14 protein-coding genes are annotated in these 20,735 nt (G+C 59.6%); 4 read left to right on the forward strand and 10 right to left on the reverse strand.

Features of this window, described 5'->3' with window-relative positions; translation table 11 throughout:
* Positions 1–5: 5 nt before the first annotated feature.
* The gene (locus tag ACL2XN_RS03670) at positions 6–1,502 is read right to left on the reverse strand and encodes a UbiD family decarboxylase (protein ID WP_410014724.1); all 1,497 of its coding nucleotides are present in this window, start codon (positions 1,500–1,502) and stop codon (positions 6–8) included.
* Between the two features lie 232 nt (positions 1,503–1,734).
* Between ACL2XN_RS03670 and yghX the strand changes: the two genes are divergently transcribed.
* On the forward strand, positions 1,735–2,622 hold the full coding sequence (yghX, locus tag ACL2XN_RS03675) for a YghX family hydrolase (protein ID WP_413730309.1): 888 nt from the start codon (positions 1,735–1,737) through the stop codon (positions 2,620–2,622).
* 33 nt (positions 2,623–2,655) lie between these two features.
* Here yghX and ddlA read toward each other — a convergent pair whose 3' ends face one another.
* The 4 genes from ddlA to ACL2XN_RS03695 form a co-directional block, all read right to left on the reverse strand.
* Positions 2,656–3,768, reverse strand: a complete 1,113-nt coding sequence (gene ddlA / locus ACL2XN_RS03680; protein ID WP_410014726.1) for a D-alanine--D-alanine ligase — start codon at positions 3,766–3,768, stop codon at positions 2,656–2,658.
* 174 nt (positions 3,769–3,942) lie between these two features.
* On the reverse strand, positions 3,943–5,337 hold the full coding sequence (cycA, locus tag ACL2XN_RS03685; protein ID WP_413730310.1) for a D-serine/D-alanine/glycine transporter: 1,395 nt from the start codon (positions 5,335–5,337) through the stop codon (positions 3,943–3,945).
* Positions 5,338–5,484: 147 nt separating this feature from the next.
* Positions 5,485–6,516 carry an AI-2E family transporter gene (locus ACL2XN_RS03690; protein WP_413730311.1) on the reverse strand — a complete coding sequence of 344 codons (1,032 nt, stop codon included), beginning with the start codon at positions 6,514–6,516 and terminating at the stop codon, positions 5,485–5,487.
* A gap of 146 nt (positions 6,517–6,662) precedes the next feature.
* A complete protein-coding gene (locus tag ACL2XN_RS03695) occupies positions 6,663–7,733 on the reverse strand; it encodes a LacI family DNA-binding transcriptional regulator (protein ID WP_413723014.1) in 1,071 nt (356 codons plus the stop codon).
* A gap of 282 nt (positions 7,734–8,015) precedes the next feature.
* Here ACL2XN_RS03695 and ACL2XN_RS03700 point away from each other — a divergent pair, with 282 nt between their 5' ends.
* The 3 genes from ACL2XN_RS03700 (at position 8,016) to ACL2XN_RS03710 (ending at position 13,444) form a co-directional block, all read left to right on the forward strand.
* Positions 8,016–9,320: an MFS transporter gene (locus ACL2XN_RS03700; protein WP_413730312.1), complete on the forward strand. Its 1,305-nt coding sequence runs from the start codon at positions 8,016–8,018 to the stop codon at positions 9,318–9,320.
* Positions 9,321–9,340: 20 nt separating this feature from the next.
* On the forward strand, positions 9,341–11,707 hold the full coding sequence (locus tag ACL2XN_RS03705) for a TIM-barrel domain-containing protein (RefSeq protein WP_413730313.1): 2,367 nt from the start codon (positions 9,341–9,343) through the stop codon (positions 11,705–11,707).
* A 378-nt stretch (positions 11,708–12,085) separates the two neighbouring features.
* Positions 12,086–13,444: an MFS transporter gene (locus ACL2XN_RS03710; protein ID WP_413728204.1), complete on the forward strand. Its 1,359-nt coding sequence runs from the start codon at positions 12,086–12,088 to the stop codon at positions 13,442–13,444.
* Between the two features lie 570 nt (positions 13,445–14,014).
* Here the strand turns inward: ACL2XN_RS03710 and ACL2XN_RS03715 are convergent.
* The 5 genes from ACL2XN_RS03715 to ACL2XN_RS03735 all read right to left on the reverse strand — a co-directional run bounded on the left by ACL2XN_RS03715 (position 14,015) and on the right by ACL2XN_RS03735 (position 20,720).
* The gene (locus ACL2XN_RS03715; protein ID WP_413729587.1) at positions 14,015–15,223 is read right to left on the reverse strand and encodes an IS256 family transposase; all 1,209 of its coding nucleotides are present in this window, start codon (positions 15,221–15,223) and stop codon (positions 14,015–14,017) included.
* Between the two features lie 964 nt (positions 15,224–16,187).
* Complete coding sequence (gene yghU / locus ACL2XN_RS03720; RefSeq protein ID WP_410014733.1) at positions 16,188–17,057, reverse strand: glutathione-dependent disulfide-bond oxidoreductase; 870 nt, start codon at positions 17,055–17,057, stop codon at positions 16,188–16,190.
* 133 nt (positions 17,058–17,190) lie between these two features.
* On the reverse strand, positions 17,191–18,198 hold the full coding sequence (locus tag ACL2XN_RS03725) for an ABC transporter permease (protein ID WP_410014734.1): 1,008 nt from the start codon (positions 18,196–18,198) through the stop codon (positions 17,191–17,193).
* Positions 18,195–19,205: an ABC transporter permease gene (locus ACL2XN_RS03730; protein ID WP_410014735.1), complete on the reverse strand. Its 1,011-nt coding sequence runs from the start codon at positions 19,203–19,205 to the stop codon at positions 18,195–18,197. Before ACL2XN_RS03730 ends, ACL2XN_RS03725 begins: the two co-directional genes overlap by 4 nt.
* A 3-nt stretch (positions 19,206–19,208) precedes the next feature.
* Positions 19,209–20,720, reverse strand: coding sequence for a sugar ABC transporter ATP-binding protein (locus tag ACL2XN_RS03735; RefSeq protein WP_413730314.1), 1,512 nt, complete (start codon positions 20,718–20,720; stop codon positions 19,209–19,211).
* Positions 20,721–20,735 lie beyond the last annotated feature (15 nt).

Below are 20,735 nucleotides of genomic sequence, written 5' to 3' on the forward strand. Positions count from 1 at the left end.
TCGGTTTATTTAAAATCAGGCAGAAATTTCCGCACGTCGACTTTTTTGAATTTGGAACGGACAAAGTGCGATTTCAGATGAAAGGGTACCGTGCAGTCAAAAATGGTTTTACAGGATACGCCCTGCTGCGAAATGCTCGGGCTGTATTCCGGCACCTGCGACGGGTCCAGGGGGTGGCAACGCACGCCGGGGATAAAGATGGTATCGACGTCGCCCTGGTAGCGGGTCTGCATCGCCCACAGGATATCGTCGGTATCAAAGATATCGACATCCTCATCCACCAGGATGACATGCTTGAGCTCCGAAAACGCGGCGAAGGCCAGCAGCGCCGCCTGTCGTTGCCGGCCTTCGTCAACCGGCGAGGCTTTTTTGCATTGCAGCACCGCCAGCAGCTTGCCGCCGCCGGACGTATGGGCATGCACGTTCAGCACCCGCCCCGGCATGGCCCTTTCAATCATATCCAGGATACTGGCCTCGGTGGGAATGCCCGCCATGCTGACATGCTCGCCGCTGGGGCCGAGGGTGGTTTGCAGGATCGGGTGTTTTCGGTAGGTGACCGCCTTGACCTTGATAACCGGCAGCGCCGCCTTGGCTTCGCCGGTATAACCGGGGAATTCGGGCATGGCTTTACCGGTATGGGTGTTCTGGTCTTCCCGCACGCGTACGTTGGGCAACAGTTCGCCTTCGATAACAATTTCGGCGTGCGCGATGGCGCGCTCGTCGATGGTCAGGCAATTCACCAGCTCGACGGCTTTGCCGCGCAGCGCGCCGGCGATACTGAGTTCGTTAAAGCCAAGCGGGGTGGTGGGCGGCTCGAAGCAGGCGGCGATTTCGATAGCGGGATCGACGCCGATGCTGATGGAAATCGGCAGCGCCTGTCCCAGCCGTTCGGCTTTTTCACGGAAGGCGTCGATATGCCGGCCCGGCGTCAGCCACATGGACAGTTCATCGCGGCTTTGAATGCAAAGACGATGAATGGTGATATCGGATTGTTTGGTTTCCGGGTCGGAGGCGTAGCATAAGCCCATGGTGAAATACGGGCCGGCATCCTCTTCGGTATTGGTCGGCGCCGGTAATAATGTCCGCAGGTCAAACGCCGGATCCGAGGCGAGATGGACCACTTCCTGGCATACCGCCTTTTCCTTGCCGACCACGACCGGCGCTATGGCGTTGGCTACCGATTCCTTTAACAGGAAACCCAATCTTTCCGGTGCGCAGTTAAGCAGATGGCCCACGCGTTCGCGGGTAGACATCAGGCCGGTCACCACGCGCACGCCGGGGAATCCCTTAATGGTATTGAACATCATCGCCGGCCCTTTGCGTGTCGGGCGCTGGCAGGTGCCGCCCGCGCCGACGTAGCGATAGACGCCGGATAATTCAGCCTCGGGATCGACCTCGACATCGGTGCTGACGAATTCACCGGCAATCGTTTCCAGCAGGGCGATGGCCGACCGGAGATCCTGTACGGGTTGCCGATCGGTGTTAGGGTTCTGTTCTGACATTTTTCCTCCGAAAAGACAGTGATATACATCCTGCGAAGACTATATCCCCGGCCACGTAATGGATAAAGTACCGTTTATATTCAGCCGGTAAACCTTTTTGGTTTAGATAAGCTCATGAAAAAACACGCCGCAGCGTATTTCCCGCTCTCCCGCCATGACCGCGGAAACCCGTTTCGTTTGCGGTTGCGGATCTGCTAGATTAATTCGTGTCCAGGATGAAAGGAGCGATATCATGACCCGTCTTACCGCTAACGATTTTGATCCGCAGCTGCTTGAGCTGTATGACTATTACGTCCATGGCAAGATCACCAAGCGTCAATTCCTGGTCAAGGCGGCGCACTTCGCCGTCGGCGGTTTGACCGCCGCCGGCATACTGTCCTTGCTCAGCCCCAATTATGCCCTTGCCCAGCAGGTTGAATTTACCGACCCGGATATCGCCGCGGAATATATTACCTACCCGTCGCCCAACGGCCACGGCCAGGTGCGCGCTTACCGGGTGCGTCCCGCGGCGGCCAGGGAGCCGGTGGCGGGGGTGGTGGTGGTACATGAGAACCGCGGGCTCAATCCGTATATCGAGGATGTGGCCAGGCGCGTCGCCAAGGCGGGATTCGTGGCCCTCGCCCCCGATGGACTCAGCTCCGTCGGCGGTTATCCCGGCAATGACGACAAAGGCCGCGAACTGCAGCAGCAGGTGGATCCCACCAAACTGATGAATGATTTTTTCGCCGCCATTGAGTATCTGATGGGGCGCGGGCAAACCAACGGCAAGGTGGGCATCACCGGTTTTTGCTACGGCGGCGGGGTGGCCAACGCGGCGGCCGTGGCCTATCCCGAGCTTGGCGCCGCCGTGCCTTTTTACGGCCGGCAGCCGAAACCGGAGGACGTGCCGCGCATCAAGGCGCCGCTGCTCTTGCATTATGCCGGGCTCGATACCCCCATTACCTCGGGCTGGCCCGCTTATGAGACGGCGCTGAAAGCCGCCGGCAAGACCTATGAGGCCTATATTTACCCCGGCGTGAACCACGGATTCCATAACGATTCCACGCCGAGCTATGACCAGGCGGCCGCCGATCTCGCCTGGCAACGCACCATCGCCTGGTTCCGGCGTTATCTGGCGTAACCGCGGCGGGCCTGATGCCGCGCCAGCGGCCTCTTATACTCCGGGGGCGTCGAGGTGGGTGCTTTTCAGCTGGTTATCCTGCTGATGGCGTTCGAGCGCCAGCGTGATCAACCGGGTGATAAGCTCGGCATAGCCGATGCCGCTCGCCTGCCATAATTTCGGGTACATGCTGATATTGGTAAAGCCGGGCAGGGTATTGACTTCGTTGACAATGGCGTCGCCGGCGGCGGTGAGGAACAGGTCCACCCGGGCCATGCCCTGGCACTCCAGCGCCTGGTAGGCCTTGACGGCCATGGCGCGGATGCGCTCGTTGACCAGGGCGGGGATATCGGCGGGGATCGCCACCGTCGCGCCCTGTTCGTTGATATATTTGGTTTCGTAACTGTAAAACGCGTCGCTGAGAATAATTTCTCCGCAGCCGCTGGCCTGCGGCTGGTCATTGCCCAATACCGCGCATTCGATCTCGCGCCCGGTAATGGCCGCCTCCACCACCACCTTATGGTCATAGCGGAATGCCAGTTGCACCGCGTGGTTGAATCCGGCTTCGTCGGCCACTTTGCTGACGCCGATGGAGGATCCCTGGTTGGCCGGCTTGATAAACAGCGGCAGCCCGAGCCGGGCGCTGACCGAGGCGAAATCATGGCTGGCGCTATTGGCCCGGGTCAGGGTCACAAATGGCGCCACCGGCAGGCCGGCATCGCGCAGCAGACGTTTGGCGATGTCTTTATCCATGCAGAGCGCCGATCCCAGCACGCCGCTGCCGACAAACGGAATATTGGCCATGCGCAGCAGGCCTTGTAACGAGCCGTCCTCGCCGAGCGTGCCGTGAACAATGGGAAAAATCACGTCCATCTGCGCCAGCGCGCTGGCGTTACGGCTTTCGATAAGCTGATGGCTCGCCTGTCCGGGCACCAGCGCCACGCCGGTATGGGACGGGTTCAGGGCGATACGGGCCGGATTGTCCTGATGAAGCAGGTAATCCGAGGCATCGTTAACGTGCCAGATGCCCTGTTTATCGATGCCCAACAGGGTCACATCAAATTTTTCACGGTCGATATTGTCAACAATGTTTTTCGCCGATTGCAAAGAGACCTCATGCTCGGCCGATTTCCCGCCAAAAATGACGCCTACCCGAATCTTTTTCATCTGTTGATCCTTATGGTTGCCTGCTTTTATTGGCAGGCCACTGTCGTCTGGCTGGCGTGCGCCGGCAAACCCATGGGTGTTGCCGTCCCGTCCGACCACATTATCACCGATGCCGCACCTTGCGCCAGATGCCGGCGCCGGGGCCGCCGGGCAACCGCTGACGGCGCCCTGGCCTCAGGCCGCATTTTTGCCGCGCAGCCGCCAGCCGGCGGCGAGAAGAATAAACCACAGCGGCGTGACCATCAGCGCCGCGCGGGTATCCTCCTGCAGCGTCAGCAACACCAGCACAAACAGGAAGAAGGCCATGCAGACCCAGCACATCACCTTGCCCAGCGGCATTTTAAAGCGCGACTGCCGGTGGCGCTCGGGATAGCGTTTCCGATAGGCCAGGTAAGAGCAGAGAATAATGGTCCAGACAAACATAAACAGAATGGCGGATACCGTGGTTACCAGGGTAAATACCGTCATCACGTTCGGGATCAGGTAGATCAGCGCCACGCCGATAAGCAGGCACAGGCAGGAGAACACCAGGCCGTTGGTCGGCACGGCGCGACGCGATAGCAGCGCGAAACGCCGGTGGGCCACGCCCTGTTCCGCCAGGCCGTACAGCATGCGGCTGGTGGAAAACATGCCGCTGTTGGCCGAGGAGGCCGCGGAGGTGAGCACCACAAAATTCACCACGCTGGCGGCGGCGGGCAGGCCGGTCATCATAAACATCGACACAAACGGGCTGTGGTCCGGCGCCACGCTGTCCCAGGGCGTTACCGCCATAATGGCCATCAGCGCCAGCACGTAAAACATAATCACCCGCAGGGGGATGGCGTTGATGGCGCGCGGCAATACGGTGTGGGGGTCGCGGGTTTCCGCCGCGGTGGTGCCGACCAGTTCAATCCCGACAAAGGCGAATACCGCAATTTGGAACCCGGCGAAAAAACCGTCGAGACCTTTGGGAAACAGGCCGCCGTGCTGCCAGAGATTCGCAATGGATGCCGTGCCGCCGGCGGGCGAGTGGTAGTGCATCGCCGCCAGCAGCGCGCCGGCCGCGATCAGGGCGACGATGGCGATGATCTTGACCAGGGCGAACCAGAATTCCAGCTCGCCGAACAGCCGCACGGTGGCGATATTCAGCGAAAAGAACACCGCGACGCACAGCAGGGCGCTCATCCAGATGGAGAAGCCGGGAAACCACAGCTGAAAATAGGCGCTGATGGCCACCACGTCGGCAATGCCGGTCACCACCCAGCAGAACCAGTAGGTCCAGCCGGTAAAGTAACCCGCCCAGGGGCCGAGCAGGTCGGCGGCGAAATCGCTGAAAGATTTATAGGCCAGGTTGGAGAGCAGCAGCTCGCCCATCGCGCGCATCACGAAAAACAGCATAAAACCGATAATCAGATAAACGAAAATGATCGAGGGCCCGGCCAGGCTGATGGTTTTGCCGGAACCCATAAACAGGCCGGTGCCAATGGCGCCGCCGATGGCGATCAGCTGGATATGGCGGTTATTCAGGCTGCGTTGCAGCGTATCCGCAGGCGCTTGCGTTGCCGGGCTCTGTGTAGAATGTTCAACCATATAGACCTATTCCTGTCAGTGATGTTGTGTCGGCTCTGCCGGCCGATAGCTGTGAAAGGGGAACCGTTTCGCGGGGCATAAGATAAAGTAATAATGAGGCGGGGGGGTAATGGTTTTTTATTGCGGCGCCGGGGGCTTTTGACCGGCTCAGCGCTTCGCACCCATCATAAAGGCCAGTTTACGGCCGCCGCGGGTCTGTTCCAGCGCCAGTTTAACCGACAGGGTCAGCGGCACCGCCAGCAGCACGCCGGTCATGCCCAGCAGTCCGTCCCATACCACCAGGGAGATGATCACGGTGCTGGTGGTCATATCCAGCTTACGTCCGATGATGTAGGGCTCCAGCATGCATCCCAACAGCAGGTTCAGCGCCAGGAACACCATCAGCACCGCCGCGCCCGCGCCGGCGCCGTTAAAGATAAACGCCTGGATGACCGGCGGTATCGCGGCCAGCACCGAGCCGATGACCGGGATAAAATTCAGCAGGCAGGCCAGCGCGCCCCAGATAAAGGCGAACTTGACCTGCAGCAGCAGGAGGGCGCCCCAGATAATCAGGCCGCTGACCAGGCTGGAGAGCGTTTTTATCGCCAGGTAATGACTGACGAAGCCGATGCCCTGGCGCATGGCCGCCATGCCCGGCGATGAGGCGTGCAGCAGGCGCTGGCTTTTCGCCACCAGGGCGGGCACTTCGATAAGCATAAACAGCACCATCAGGAACACCACCAGTACCGTCGACAGAATGTCCGAAATCCGGCCGAGGGTACGGGTGGCCATCCGCAGCAGCTGGCCCGGGTCGAGATAGGTCATGACGTCGTCCGGCGTCAGCGTGACCCCGGCGCGCGCCAGCGGGGCCAGTCCGGCGGACAGGGGACCGGACAGCAGGCCGCCCGCCTGGCTGCTCATCTGGTTGAGTTCCGGCAGGGCGTCCATGATGTTGAGCAACGTGAACAGCAGCGCGATGAGCAGGCCGCCGCTCAGCAGCGCCACCCCCGCCAGCCGCGGCAGGCCCAGGCGTGTCATCAGGCCGATCAGCGGCTCCAGGACAATCGCCAGAAACAGCGCCAGCAGCAGCGGTACGATAACCGGGGCGGCCAGATGCACGCCCGCCAGCACAATCACCACGCAGGCCAGCAGGCGCAACACGTCAGTCAGGGCTATTTGCTGTTTATCATGAAGGGTCATGCGGTGTGCTCCCGGAGTGCGCCATCGTTGCCGCCGCGCCATGTCGCCGGCATGGAATCCGGCCAATATAGCGCGGGAAACCGGCATTTGCCGTGACGGCCGTCCACCGGTTTTCACTTCATATTGAAAGGGAATGCGGCTGAAGGTTAATCATACAAACCGTCGCGTTGCACGGCGGAATGGTTTTTATTGTCGCGGATGCGGCGCACGGAATCCCTGATCATCAATGTGCCGTTCAGCAGCAGATTGCCCACCGGCGCGTCGGGACACAACAGCCGCTGCTGCAGCGTCCTGACGGCCTCCACGCCCAGTTCGTCGCGCGGCACGTGCACCGACGTCAGCGGGATATCATGGATCGCCGCCAGGTTAAAACCGTCCATGCTCATCACCGACACATCCTGCGGCACGCGCAGGCCGGCCTGGCGCAGGGCGTTGACGGCGCCCACCGCCATAAAATCCCCGCCGGCCAGAATGGCGCTCGGGCGCTGCGCCGGCGGGCAGCGGCGGATAAAATCCCCCAGCGCCCGTTCCGACTCCGCGGTACCGAACCCTTGCACCACCAGCTGATGGCGCTCTTCGTCAAAGGGCAGGTTATGGGCATGCCAGGCTTCGCGTATCCCGTTCATACGCAGTTCCATGGTGTAACGCCGCAGGCATTGCAGGGTCAGGATATTACGGTGTCCCTGCTCAAAGAGGTATTGGGCGGAAAATTCGCCAATCAGCTGGTGATGCGGCGATACCGAGGGCAGGCGCATGCGGCGATCGTAACAGTTAATCAGTACGCAGGGTTTATGCAGTTCGGCCGCCAGGGTATGGATGCGGTCATCATCAATGCCGACCAGCAGCGCCGCTTCCGTCTGCGGCTGGTTCATCCTGGCGAGGAACAGGGCGGCGTCGCTGTCGTTCTCGTCCAACGCGCAGTAGCGCAGCCGCACCTCATGCTGCTCCAGCGCCCGGCTTATTCCCTGGATCACCTTGTAATAAAAAATATCGGTACGCACGTCGAACGCCCGCGGCGGGGCAAACACCAGCAAACTGTTCAACAGCAACCGGCCGGTGGACAAATTATTCATGACCCCCTCCAGCCGGGCGGCCTGTAGTACGCGGGACCGGGCCGCGGGACTGGTATTGGCTTTGCCCGCCAGCACCCGGGAAACGGTACTGATGGACAGTCCCGTTTCCCGGGCGATATCGGTGATTTTCAACTTTCCTTTCATTTTGTGATCGCCTTCAAATTAGCAAATGAAAAAATTTTCATAACGCCTTCGGCAGCGTCCCCGGGCCTCCCGGCGCAGAGAGGCGCCGGATTCACTATCTCATGAAAATCTTTGCAAAAAATGGCCTCGACCCGCGTTTTGGGCTCTTTTACTGTCGGGCGATGGTCACGTTTTACGTCTGGACGCGGGCGGTGTGAATGAGGGTAATCCGATGGACGGCAAGCCGGCGGAACGCGCAGCGTCTCCCGCCTCGCGCCCGCCGTTCGCAACCTGGGGTAAATCATGAATCTTGAAGGCCATACCAAAGCGCTTTCCCTGGCGGGTAAACGGGTAGTGCGAAATTTACGCTGGTGGATGCTGGCCCTGTTCCTGCTTGGGGTCACCGTTAACTACATCACGCGCAACGCGCTGGGGATCCTGGCGCCCGAGCTAAAAGCCAGTCTGCATATGACCACCGAACAGTATTCGTGGATCATCGCCGCCTTCCAACTGGCCTATACGGTGTTCCAACCGTTTTGCGGCTGGCTGATTGATGTGATTGGTTTAAAAATGGGGTTTTTCGTTTGCGCCCTGATCTGGTCGGTCATGTGCCTGCTGCACGCCGGGGCGGGGAGTTGGGTGCAATTGGCCATCCTGCGCTTTTTTATGGGCGCGTCGGAAGCGGCGGCCACACCCGCCAACGCCAAGGCGATTGGCGACTGGTTTCCTAAAAAAGAACGTCCCGTGGCGGCGGGTTGGGCCGGCGTCGGGTTTTCCATCGGCGCCATGCTGGCGCCGCCGATCATTTATCTGGCGCACGCCAGCTTCGGCTGGCACGGCGCCTTTTTTCTCTCCGGCGGCCTTGGCCTGCTATGGGCGGGCATATGGTGGTGGCTTTACCACTCGCCCGCGACCCATCCCAATCTGGGCGAGGATGAGCGCGGGTTTATCGGCCAGGACCATGATCCCGACCCGGTCCGGCAGCCGTTCTGGCAAGCGCTGAAAACCATTGCCCGGCTCAAGCGTTTCTACGGTATCGCCATTCCGGCCTTCCTGGCCGAACCGGCCTGGGGCGTGCTGAGTTTTTGGGTGCCGCTCTACCTGGCCAACGAACGCGGCATGGAACTGAAACAGATTGTGCTGTTCGCCTGGCTGCCGTTTCTCGCCGCCGATTTAGGCAGTATCGCCAGCGGTTATCTTACCCGCCTGTATATTCGCTGGTTTGGCTGCACGCGCATCAATTCGATCGTCGCCAGTTCCATCACCGGCGCTTTTCTGATGCTGTCGCTGGCGTTGATGACGCTGGTGCAAACCCCCTGGCTGGCCATCCTGCTGATTTCCATTGGCGGTTTCGGCCATCAGGTGATCTCCTGCATGCTCAGCGCCCTGGTGGTGGAATCTTTCGATAAGGGCCAGATGGCGACGGTGAACGGCATACGCGGTTCCTGCGCGTGGATCGCCAGTTTTCTTTTTTCATTAATTATCGGCGTCACCGCCGATACCATCGGCTTTAACCCGCTCTTTGTCGCCATGGGTTTTTTTGACCTGATCGGCGCTATTTTCCTGGTGATGTTTATTGCCGAACGGCGCGTTGGCGCGCCGGTATGACGTAGAGGAAGCAACAAATTATGAAGACGTTGAAACAGTGGCAACTGAACCGGCAAACCGACCACTTTATTGAGCTTAGCGTGGACGGCGCGCATCTTTTCCGCCTGTATGTGCTGGAAAACGGCCTGTTCCGCGTGCTGATCAAAAAGGGCGGGGAGCTGGCGCTCGATCGCACCTGGAGCATCGCGCCGCAGCGGGATGTCCCCTGGGAAGGGCGGGATCGCGAATATATCGATGATTTTGCCTTGCCCGCCTTCGAGCTTGAGCATTGCGACAAGTCCCTGCGCCTGAGCACCGACCGGGTGAGGGTAACGGTGCACCAGCCGCTGTGGCTGGAATGGGAATACCGGATAGCGCCGGGCGGCTGGCTGCCGCTGGCCTGCGATCGTCCCACCGGCGCGTATTTGCTTAACGCCCATGGCGACGGCGCGGAGCATTATCAGCGCCGGTATGGGCAGGACCGTTATTACGGCCTGGGCGAAAAGGCGGGCGATCTTAATCGCCTCGGCAAGCGCTATGAAATGCGCAATCTCGACGCCATGGGGTATAACGCGGCGTCCACCGACCCGCTGTATAAGCATATCCCGTTCACCATCACGCAGCGTGGCGACGCCAGCTTCGGCCTGTTCTACGATAATCTCAGCAACAGCTGGTTTGATTTAGGCAACGAGCTGGATAATTACCATCCGGCCTATCGGCGCTATCGCGCCGAGGCGGGGGATCTGGACTATTATCTGTTTCTGGGCCCGCGCGTGCTGGACGTCACCAAGGCTTTGGTGCGGCTGACGGGCAAAACGGCGTTCGGCCCCAAATGGAGCCTTGGCTACAGCGGGTCGACCATGCATTACACCGACGCCCCGGACGCCCAGCAGCAACTGCTGGCTTTTATCGCCTTATGCCGCGAACATGCCATTCCCTGCGATTCGTTCCAGCTGTCGTCCGGCTATACCTCCATTCACGACAAACGCTATGTTTTCAACTGGAACCGGGAAAAGTTTCCGCGCCCGCGGGAGATGACGCAGGCGTTTCACCAGGCGGGGATCAAGCTGGCCGCCAATATCAAACCCTGCCTGCTGCGGGATCATCCCCAGTATGCCGCGGCGGCGGAGCAGGGTCTGTTTATCCGCGATTCTCAGCATGACGGCCCGGCGAACTCGCTATTTTGGGACGACGAGGGCGCCAATCTCGATTTTACCAACCCGCGTACCCTGGCCTGGTGGCAGGAAAATGTCACCCGGCAACTGCTGGAGGTCGGCATCGACGCCACCTGGAACGACAATAACGAATATGAACTGTGGGACGGCGAGGCGCGCTGCCAGGGGTTTGGCCGTGAAATCGCCATTAAACATATCCGCCCGGTCATGCCGCTGCTGATGATGCGCGCCTCTCTGGCCGCCCAGCAGCGGTTCGCGCCGCAAAAGCGGCCGTATCTGATTTCCCGCTCGGGCTGCGCCGGCATGCAGCGTTATGTCCAGACCTGGAGCGGCGATAACCGCACCAGCTGGCAAACGCTGCGGTTTAATACCCGTATGGGGCTGGGCATGAGCCTGTCCGGGCTTTATAACATCGGCCATGATGTCGGCGGTTTCGCCGGCGACAAGCCGGATGCGGAGCTGTTTGTGCGCTGGGTGCAAAACGGCGTGATGCATCCGCGTTTTACCATCCACTCCTGGAATGATGACGGCACGGTCAACGAACCCTGGATGTACCTGTCGTCGACGGCCATGGTGCGCTCGGCCATCCGCCTGCGCTATCGCCTGATGCCCTATCTGTATACCCTGTTCTGGCAGGCGTGCAGCGAGGACGAACCTATGCTGCGCCCGACGTTTCTCGATCATGAGCACGATGAGCGCGCCTTTGCCGAAACCGATGATTTTATGCTGGGGCGCGATCTCCTGGTCGCGAGCGTCGTGGAGCCGGGCGCGCGTAAAAGGCGGGTCTACCTGCCGGACAACACCGCCGGCTGGTATGACTGGCACAGCGGACAATGGTTTGCCGGCGGCCAGGATATCGTCCTCGACGCGCCGCTGGAGCGCCTGCCGATGCTGGTGCGGGCCGGGGCCGCCATTGCGCTTTCCGGCTGTTATCAGTGCCAGGATCCCACCCTGGATGATGAACGCCGCCTGGCGCTGTTTCCCCTGCCGGGGACAGAGGAAAGTTCGGGAATGCTGTACGAGGATGACGGCGAAAGTTTCGCCTGGCGGGACGGGCACGCGCTCTGGCTGGAATGGGATATGCAGGCTGGTCCCGGCCGGGTGGATATCCGGTTCCGGCGGCGCGGCGATTACCGGCCGGCCTGGCGCGAGCTGGTCCTGCAACTGCCCGCAGGCGATACGCGCGCGCTGTATATCGACGGCGCGCGCACCACCCGATACCTGCTGGCCTAGGCCGGCGACGCCTGCAGGTTGGGACGGCGCGTTCGCCCCGTGTCCGCCGCCCGGCAGGTCCCGGCTTTTTATCCGCTGAACGGGCCAGGCCGCATGGCGACGGCGCCGCGGGCCTGGCGCGCATCAGCGCCATGCGGCCTGGCCGCCTGCTCTTATGCCGCTTTTCGCCGTTCGCGCGGGTGTCACTGGTATGTAAATTAAATGTGATGGAGATCGGTAAACGAACAAAAAATACTTGTATGGTAGTAAGCATCTGCATATCTTTTCACCACATTCATTCGGCGGGCGCCATTGCGCGCCGCTGATGGCATGTATAACGGAGATATCCCCTCTCTGTACCTGAAACTGTGCCTGAGACAATTTGCAGAGAATAACCCTATGAGTATAAAAACAGAGTCAACACGCCATCAGCCGGTACGAAGCACCGCTGATCTGGTCAAGGTTTCCGTATCCGGCTGGCTGGGCACCGCCCTGGAGTTTATGGATTTCCAGCTGTATTCGCTGGGCGCGGCATTGGTTTTTCATGAGGTGTTTTTTCCGGAACAATCCGCCGCCATGGCATTGATCCTGGCCATGGGCACCTACGGCGCGGGGTATATCGCCCGTATCGTCGGCGCGTTTATCTTCGGCCGGATGGGCGATACCATCGGGCGCAAACGGGTGCTGTTCATCACCATCGCCATGATGGGTATCTGTACCACGTTAATCGGCGTGTTGCCTACCTACGCCCAGATCGGCATCTACGCGCCGTTACTGTTGATCATTCTGCGTATTATCCAGGGGCTGGGCGCGGGCGCCGAAATCTCCGGCGCCGGCACCATGCTGGCCGAATATGCGCCCAAGGGAAAACGGGGGCTTATCTCCTCCCTGGTCGCCATGGGGACCAACTGCGGCACCCTGTCGGCCACCGCGATTTGGGCCGTGATGTTTTTTGTGCTGGATAAAGAGCAGTTGGTGGCCTGGGGCTGGCGTATTCCTTTTTTATCCAGCATCGTGGTGATGATTTTTGCCATCTGGCTGCGCCTGAACCTGAAAGAAAGCCCGGTTTTTGAAGAGGTGAAGGACAGCGGCGAAGGCAAGGTCGCGGTTACCGACGCGGTGCTTGATACCCATTCCCTGGCGGCGATGTTCGGCAGCAAGGCCTTCTGGCTGGCGACCGGGCTGCGTTTTGGCCAGGCCGGCAATTCAGGATTGATCCAGACCTTCCTGGCCGGCTATCTGGTGCAGACGCTGTTGTTTGAAAAAAAGATCCCCACCGACGCGCTGATGATAAGTTCGGTGATAGGCTTTCTCAGTATTCCCCTGATTGGCTGGCTGTCCGATAAAATCGGCCGGCGGTTGCCTTATATCCTGCTGAATATTTCGGCGATTATCCTGGCGTATCCTATGCTGTCGATGATTGTCGACAAGAGCAACGACGTTAACACCATTATGGCCTGTATTATCATTATCCATAATTTCGCCGTGCTGGGGCTGTTCGCGCTGGAAAATATTACCATGGCGGAAATGTTCGGCTCGCGTAATCGTTTCACCCGGATGGCGATTTCCAAGGAGCTGGGGGGATTGGTCGCCGTTGGGTTCGGTCCCGTCCTGGCCGGTATTTTTTGCAGTATGACCGGTTCCTGGTGGCCGATTACCGCGATGATCGTCGTATATTCCTGTATTGGGCTATTCTCCGCCGCCTGTATGCCGGAAGTGAGGGATCGCGAGCTGAGCACCCTGGAGGATGCGGCGTAATTCGCCTGCGGCGGAGCTTATGTTGCCGTGGCGGCTGGCGGGGAGATTTATGTTTGCGGTAAGGGTTTCGTTTGTAGTGCGCGGTGAGGCTTATGGTGCCGCGGCGGTAAGGCTTATGTTGCTGCGGTGGTAAGGTTTATGTTGCCGCGGTGAGGGTTTCGCTTGCCCTGCGTTTGGGGGTTTATGTAGTGCCGGGTGCCGGCAAGCGACAAAGAGGCCGTACCGCGACGGCCTCCTTGACCTCCGCGCGTCCGGCAGATCGTGCGCCGCTGCGCGGTCCCCGGCATCACCCATCCCGGCTTGTGGACCGCCCGGTATGCGCTCCCGGCGCAAACCGGGCTTTCGCCGCTCCCGGCGGCTCATCCAGCCAAGATGCGCGCTGCCGGCGCACTCTATGCCGGCACCACGTCAACACCATCGCCTGTGAGTAAAATAGCGTTTTGGGGGCCATCGCGGTATGTGATTACCGGGAAAAATATCAGTATTTATTTTGGGCTGATGGCTGAAAGCGTAAGGTTTAAGTTGCATGAATGATGAAGAGCCTGTTTAGGAATCTGTGTAAACGCCTTTTTATAAATGACCACCTAAACGATCTCCAAATTCTATACTAAAACGATTCAATGCCATCTTCCACTCCCTCACCGGCATCGACCATTTTTTTGACGCCGCCTGGATGGCCAGCCACACCACTTTTTTTACCGATTCGTCTGACGGGAATACCTTGCGTTTTTTAATAGCGTGTCGGATCACGCTGTTTAGCGACTCGATGGCGTTTGTGGTGTAGATCGCTTTGCGAATGTCTTCCGGATAGGCGAAGAATGTCGCAAGGTTAGTCCAGTTAGCCTGCCAGCTCCGGCTTACTTGCGGATAACGGGAGTTCCATACGCTGGCGAACGTCTCCAGCGCCCGCTGTCCCGCTTCCTCCGTCGGTGCCTGGTACACTGCCTTCAAGTCTCGCATGACGGCTCTGGCGTCTTTCCAGGAGACAAAGCGCAGGCTGTTACGCACCATGTGTACGATACAAAGCTGAATGCAGGTCCTCGGGTAGACCGTATTGATAGCGTCAGGAAAGCCTTTCAGGCCATCGACGCAGGCGATAAAAATATCCTGTAATCCCCGGTTTTTAAGCTCGGTCAACACGCTTAGCCAGAACTTCGCGCCTTCGTTCTCTGCCATCCACATGCCCAGCAGTTCCTTTTGGCCTTCAATGTTAATTCCCAACGCCAGATACACGGATTTATTGATGACGCGACCGTCGTGGCGAACTTTTACCACGATGCAGTCCAGGTAAATGATGGGATAGAGCGTATCGAGTGGGCGATTCTGCCATTCAGTGACCTGCTCCAGAACCGCCTCAGTGACTTTCGATATCAGTGCTGGCGAGACATCCGCATCGTACATTTCCTTAAACATCGCCGATATCTCACGGGTGGTCATGCCTTTGGCATAAAGCGCCAGGATCTGGTCATCCATTCCGGTAATACGGGTCTGATTTTTCTTCACTAGTTGGGGCTCGAAGGTCCCTTCGCGATCACGAGGTGTCCTCAGCTCCAGCGGGCCATCACCTGTGGTAACCGTTTTAGAGGAATAACCGTTACGGGCGTTGGGACCCGATTTGAGCTGATTTTTTTCATACCCCAAATGGTGAGTCAGTTCAGCTTTAAGGGCAGCCTCAACACTTAATTTTTTTAAAAACCGATCAAATTGGCTCAGATCCTCAGAGGTTTTGAGACTTTTAGCCAGCTCAGTTGCGAGAGCCTGTAGCAATTTTTCGTCCATAAATTCACCTAATTCTAATGATGGATTGAACATATCAAAATCAGGCGATTACACAATCTTATGTACAGGCTCATGATGAACGCCTTATTGCATGACTGCATGACTGCATGACTGCATGACTGCATGGCTGCATGGCTGCATGGCTGCATGACTGCATGACTGCATGACTGCATGTCCAACTTTTCGCTGTGCCAGCTGCATTCCGTACCCGTTGTATTCCAGAACCGTCAATCGCATTCCGACGCCAGACCCTATCCAAAACTACAGCGCCGCTGTTGTTTCATAATATGCATCGCCAACAGCGACATGTGGACCGGCATAAAGCGCGCTGACGGCGCCTGTGCCCCCGGCATGAGCCGCCGGGAGCGGCGAAAGGCCCGGTGGCGCCGGGAGCGCATACCGGGCCGGTGCATCACGGGGGCATGGGCGACGGAAGGCATCGCGCAGCGACGCGCGACCTGCCGGGCGCGCGGAGGTCAAGGAGGCCGTCGCGGTACGGCCTCTTTGTCGCTTGCCGGCGCCCGGCAATACATATGAACACCTCACGCACGGCAAGCGAAACCCTCACCGCGGCCACATAAACCTCACCGCCGCGGCCACATAAACCTCACCGCCGCGGCCACATAAACCTCACCGCCGCGGCCACATAAACCTCACCGCCGCGGCCACATAAACCTCACCGCCGCGGCCACATAAACCTCACCGCCGCGGCCACATAAACCTCACCGCCGCGGCCACATAAACTTCACCGCCGCGGCCACATAAACCTCACCACCGCGGCCACATAAGCCTCACCGCCGCGGCCACATAAACCTCACCGCCGCGGCCACATAAACCTCACCGCCGCGGCAACATAAGCCTCCCCGCTAGCGAAACCCCCGCCGGGTGTCCAATGGCGCTAAATCAAATCACATACCGTGCCATGGGGCGCTACACCGGCTTTAACGCTCCCTGGTGCCGGGCTTTAAGACGCGCCGCGTTTGTCTGCGGTATTGTGCTCGAAATCAGCCGCGTCGTGGCGTTCATGCAACTGCTCGGCGGGATCGCCCCAGGTACGGTTGACCTTGCGTCCGCGCTGCACGGCGGGGCGCCGGCTGATGTCCTCGGCCCAGCGCGTGAAATGCCGGTAGGAGGTAATATCCAGGAACTCGCCGGCGTCATACAGCCCACCCTGCACCAGGCTGCCGTACCATGGCCAGATGGCGATATCCGCAATCGAATAATCCTCGCCGGCGATAAAACGGTGTTCGGCCAGTTGCCGGTCCAGCACGTCGAGCTGGCGTTTGGCTTCCATGGTGAAACGATCGATGGCGTATTCAATTTTTACCGGTGCGTAATTATAGAAGTGGCCGAAGCCGCCGCCCAGATAAGGCGCGGAGCCCTGCAACCAGAAAAGCCAGTTCAGCACTTCGGTGCGCGCGGCGCGCTCCTGAGGCAGGAAACGCCCGAATTTTTCCGCCAGATAAAGCAGGATGGAACCGGATTCAAATACGCGGATAGCCGGCGACGCCGAACGATCGAGCAGCGCGGGTATTTTGGAATTGGGATTGACGGCCACGAAACCGCTGGAAAACTGATCGCCTTCGCTGATGCGGATAAGGAACGCATCATACTCCGCGCCGCTTTCGCCCAGCGCCAGCAGCTCCTCTAGCAGGATGGTGATTTTCTGCCCGTTAGGCGTGCCCATGGAGTAAAGCTGCAGCGGATGTTTACCGACCGGCAGCGTCGCCTCGTGGGTCGGGCCGGCGATGGGGCGGTTGATATTGGCGAACGCGCCGCCTTGTTTCGGCTGCCAGGTCCAGACTTTGGGCGGTTGATAGTTATTTTCCGACATAGTGCGGGTTAGCCTTCAGGTAAAAAACGTGAGTTAAGTGTAGCAGCCCGGCGGAAGCAGGTTTAACCCTCTGTGGGATCGCCTGGCAAAAAAGCAGCGGGCGCAGGCCATTCTTGTGCCATGCCGCGAGGCGTTAACCGTTGCGCGCCATAACGCGGCGGGTGAGGATCGGCAGCGAGATCACCGCTATCAGCATCAGGCCGACGATAATGGACATCACGATGCCGGGCACGTTCAGCAAGCTCAGGCCAAAGGTCACCAGCCCCATCAGAAAGGCGGCGATGATGACCCCGGTCATGCTGCCCGATCCGCCCAGTACGTTGACGCCGCCCAGCACCACCATGGTGATGACGCTCAGCTCCCAGCCCAGCGCCAGGGTAGGGCGCGTGCTGCCCAGGCGCGAGGTGAGCAGCACCGCCGCCAGGCCGGATAGCAGTCCCACCAGGACAAAAAGCGTCAGGTTATGGCGTTTGACGTTAATGCCGGAATAATAGGCCGCGACGGGATTATTGCCGATGGCGAAGGTGCGGCGCCCGAAGTTGGTCCGGTGCAGCAGGAAGTAGAACAGCAGGGCCAGCAGGATAAATAACGCGAACTCGAACGACAGCGCGCCGAACACATACCCCTGGCCGAAAAAAGCGAAGCCGGCGGGGTAATGGTTGATGGACTGGTCGCCCAACAGCACATAGGTGATGCCGCGAAATAGGCTCATGGTGCCGATGGTGATCACGATGGAGGACAGATTCAGGCGCGTTACCAGCAGGCCGTTGATCAGGCCGCACAGCAGCCCGACCGCCAGGCCGACGCAGACCAGGCCCGGCGTCGCCAGCCCGGCCTGCGCGCAAAATCCCATCAGGGTGGAGCTGAGCGCCATAATGGATGCGACCGACAGATCGATTTCCCGGGCGATAATCAGCATGGCCATCGGCAGGACGATAATGGCTTTTTCGGTGAAATTAAACGTAGCGTCCGACAGGTTCCAGAGATTGAGGAAATAAGGGGATGCGGCGGCGTTGACGGCGAAAACCAGCAGCGTCACGACCAGCAGAAACCCCTCCCAGCTCAGCAGGCGGCGGACCAACGGATGCTGGCGCAGGGGGACCGGCTCGGGCTGCGGATGGGAGGATAAGGTCTTGTTCATATACTGCCCTCTTTTTTCAGCCCCGGCTGCGGCGCCAGCGCGGCGTCATGCAGGATCAGGCGTCCCTTACGCCGGTTGGCGCGTTCATTCATCATCACGGCGATAACAATCACGCCGCCGGAAATCGCCATCTGCCAGAATGGCGATACGCCGATAACCGGCAGGGCATTATTGATAACCCCCAGGAACAATGCGCCCAACAGGCAACCCGCCACGGTGCCGATGCCGCCCATGGTGCTGATGCCGCCGATAACGCAGGCGGCGACGATCTGCAGTTCAAAACCGTTGGCGACATCCACGTAGGCCACCGCGAACCGGGTGATCCAGAGATAGCCGCTGAAGCCGGCCAGCGCGCCGGAGATGCAGAAGCTGATAAACTGCATTTTGCCGGCGTTGATGCCGGCATAGTACGCCGCGGTGGCGTTACCGCCGGCGGTATACATGGCGCGCCCCGTGCGGCTGTAGCGCATGAAATAGCCCACCGCGGCCAGGACGGCGAGCGCGCACCACCCAAGGATCGGCAAATGCAGGAACAGGGTGCGGGGCAGGCTCAGGAAACCGGGGCTCATCTGGTGGGCGTTGATCCAGCCGCCGCCGGACAGTAAAAAGATAATGCCGCGGTAAATACTCATGGTGCCGAGCGTCACGACAATCGAGGGAATGCCGAGTTTCCACACCAGCAGGCCGTTAATGGCGCCCATCGCTAAACCACCGGCCGTGGCGATAACCACCAGCAGCCCGATCGGCAGCGCCGGGTAATGAAAGTTCAGCAGCGCCACGATCATGCCGGTCAGCGCCAGGTTGGCGGCCATCGATAAATCGATGCCCCTGGTCAGCAGCACCATCATCTGCCCCAGGGCCAGGATAATCAGGATCGCGGTATCGTTGAACATTTCCAGCAGGTTGCCGGGCTGCAGAAATTCCGGCGCGCGGCCGCCCACCCCCAGGATCATCAGCAGGATCACCACGGCCAGGAACAGTTCGCGGTGTTTAAGTAATGTTTTCATCGTTTATGCCACCTCAAGGCCGGCGCCGCTGGCGACACTGACTATCGTTTCCGCCGTGACGTCGGCGGCGTTGAATTCGCCCACCATCAATCCCTCGTGCATCACGATAATGCGGTTCGCCATGCCCATGATTTCAGGCAGCTCGGACGAGACCATAATCACCGCCAGCCCCTGGCCGACCAGTTCGGCCATAAACTGATGCACCGCCGCTTTCGAACCGATATCGATCCCCTTGGTGGGTTCATCGAGGATCACGATGCGCGGCCGCGTCGCCAGCCATTTGCCGATAACCACTTTTTGCTGATTGCCGCCCGAGAGGGTTTCCACCGATTGCCGCCAGCTGAACGCCTTGACCTGCAGGCGCCGGGCGTAGTCGTCGGCCAGGGCCATTTCTTTGCTTTCATTGAGGATGCCGTGCGGATTCAACCGGCTCAACTGCGGCAGGCTGATGTTTTGATAGATGGGCAAGGCGATTACCGCCCCCTGCTGCTGGCGCTCCTCGGGCACGTAAACGATCCCGGCGTCGATAGCCTCGGCGGGGTTGGCGAAGCGCCGCGCTTTGCCGCCGATAATGATGTCCCCCCGGCTGGGCTGGGTGACGCCGAACAGCGCTTTCATTAACTCCGTGCGCCCGGCGCCGACCAGGCCGTAAAACCCCAGGATTTCGCCCTGGCGCAGCTTGAAGGAGATGGCGGAAAACTCGGTCGGATGACTCAGATCGCGGACCTCCAGCACGGTGTCGCCGGGCTGGTGCGCGGGCGCGGGATAGGCCTGGCTGATTTCGCGCCCGACCATCATGGTGACCATTTTCGCCTCGGTCATCGCGCTGATATGTCCCGAACCGATATAACTGCCGTCGCGCAGGACGGTGTAATAGTCCGAGATGGCAAAAATCTCATCGAATTTATGCGAAATAAACAGGATCGCTTTGCGCTCCTGTTTTAACCGCGCCACGATGCGGTAAAATTCGCTGATTTCATGTTGCGACAGCGCCGCGGTCGGTTCGTCGAGGATCACCACCTGGGCGTCGAAGGAGAGCGCGCGGGCAATGGCCACCATATGGCGCTGAGCGATGCTCAGCTCTTTCAACACCGCGCGCGGATCGATCTGCACGTCCAGCCGGCTGAGGATCGCGCGGGTTTGCCGGTGCATCCGCGGCCAGTCGAGACGTTTAAATACCCCGCTGACCAGGTAGTGGCCGGCAAAAATATTCTCCGTCACCGACAGCTCGTCAAACAGCACGGTTTCCTGATGGATGGCGGTAATGCCCAGCTTATGGGCGGCGTCCGGGGTGGCCAGTTTTACCGGGATGTCTTTATAGAGTATCTCGCCTTCCTCCGGCTGGTAAATCCCGGTCATCACCTTCACCAGCGTCGATTTGCCCGCGCCGTTTTCGCCAATCAGCGCCGTCACTTTGCCGGGATAGAGGTCGACCCGCACATTTTCCAGCGCGCGCACGCCCGGAAAGATTTTCGTGATCCCCTTTAACGCTAACAATGGTGTGGCATCGGCCATGACGTCCTCCGCATT

Origin of the sequence: Sodalis sp. RH22 (genome assembly GCF_047324165.1) — a bacterium.
Taxonomy (GTDB): domain Bacteria; phylum Pseudomonadota; class Gammaproteobacteria; order Enterobacterales; family Enterobacteriaceae; genus Acerihabitans.

Excerpts from the sequence above, each read along its gene's own strand:
- ACL2XN_RS03695 (WP_413723014.1), bottom strand. The coding sequence starts at position 7,733 with ATGAAAGGAAAGTTGAAAATCACCGATATCGCCCGGGAAACGGGACTG.
- yghU (WP_410014733.1), bottom strand. The coding sequence starts at position 17,057 with ATGTCGGAAAATAACTATCAACCGCCCAAAGTCTGGACCTGGCAGCCG.
- ACL2XN_RS03700 (WP_413730312.1), top strand. The coding sequence starts at position 8,016 with ATGAATCTTGAAGGCCATACCAAAGCGCTTTCCCTGGCGGGTAAACGG.
- ACL2XN_RS03735 (WP_413730314.1), bottom strand. The coding sequence starts at position 20,720 with ATGGCCGATGCCACACCATTGTTAGCGTTAAAGGGGATCACGAAAATC.
- ddlA (WP_410014726.1), bottom strand. The coding sequence starts at position 3,768 with ATGAAAAAGATTCGGGTAGGCGTCATTTTTGGCGGGAAATCGGCCGAG.
- cycA (WP_413730310.1), bottom strand. The coding sequence starts at position 5,337 with ATGGTTGAACATTCTACACAGAGCCCGGCAACGCAAGCGCCTGCGGAT.
- ACL2XN_RS03705 (WP_413730313.1), top strand. The coding sequence starts at position 9,341 with ATGAAGACGTTGAAACAGTGGCAACTGAACCGGCAAACCGACCACTTT.
- ACL2XN_RS03670 (WP_410014724.1), bottom strand. The coding sequence starts at position 1,502 with ATGTCAGAACAGAACCCTAACACCGATCGGCAACCCGTACAGGATCTC.
- ACL2XN_RS03690 (WP_413730311.1), bottom strand. The coding sequence starts at position 6,516 with ATGACCCTTCATGATAAACAGCAAATAGCCCTGACTGACGTGTTGCGC.
- ACL2XN_RS03725 (WP_410014734.1), bottom strand. The coding sequence starts at position 18,198 with ATGAACAAGACCTTATCCTCCCATCCGCAGCCCGAGCCGGTCCCCCTG.
- ACL2XN_RS03715 (WP_413729587.1), bottom strand. The coding sequence starts at position 15,223 with ATGGACGAAAAATTGCTACAGGCTCTCGCAACTGAGCTGGCTAAAAGT.
- ACL2XN_RS03730 (WP_410014735.1), bottom strand. The coding sequence starts at position 19,205 with ATGAAAACATTACTTAAACACCGCGAACTGTTCCTGGCCGTGGTGATC.
- ACL2XN_RS03710 (WP_413728204.1), top strand. The coding sequence starts at position 12,086 with ATGAGTATAAAAACAGAGTCAACACGCCATCAGCCGGTACGAAGCACC.
- yghX (WP_413730309.1), top strand. The coding sequence starts at position 1,735 with ATGACCCGTCTTACCGCTAACGATTTTGATCCGCAGCTGCTTGAGCTG.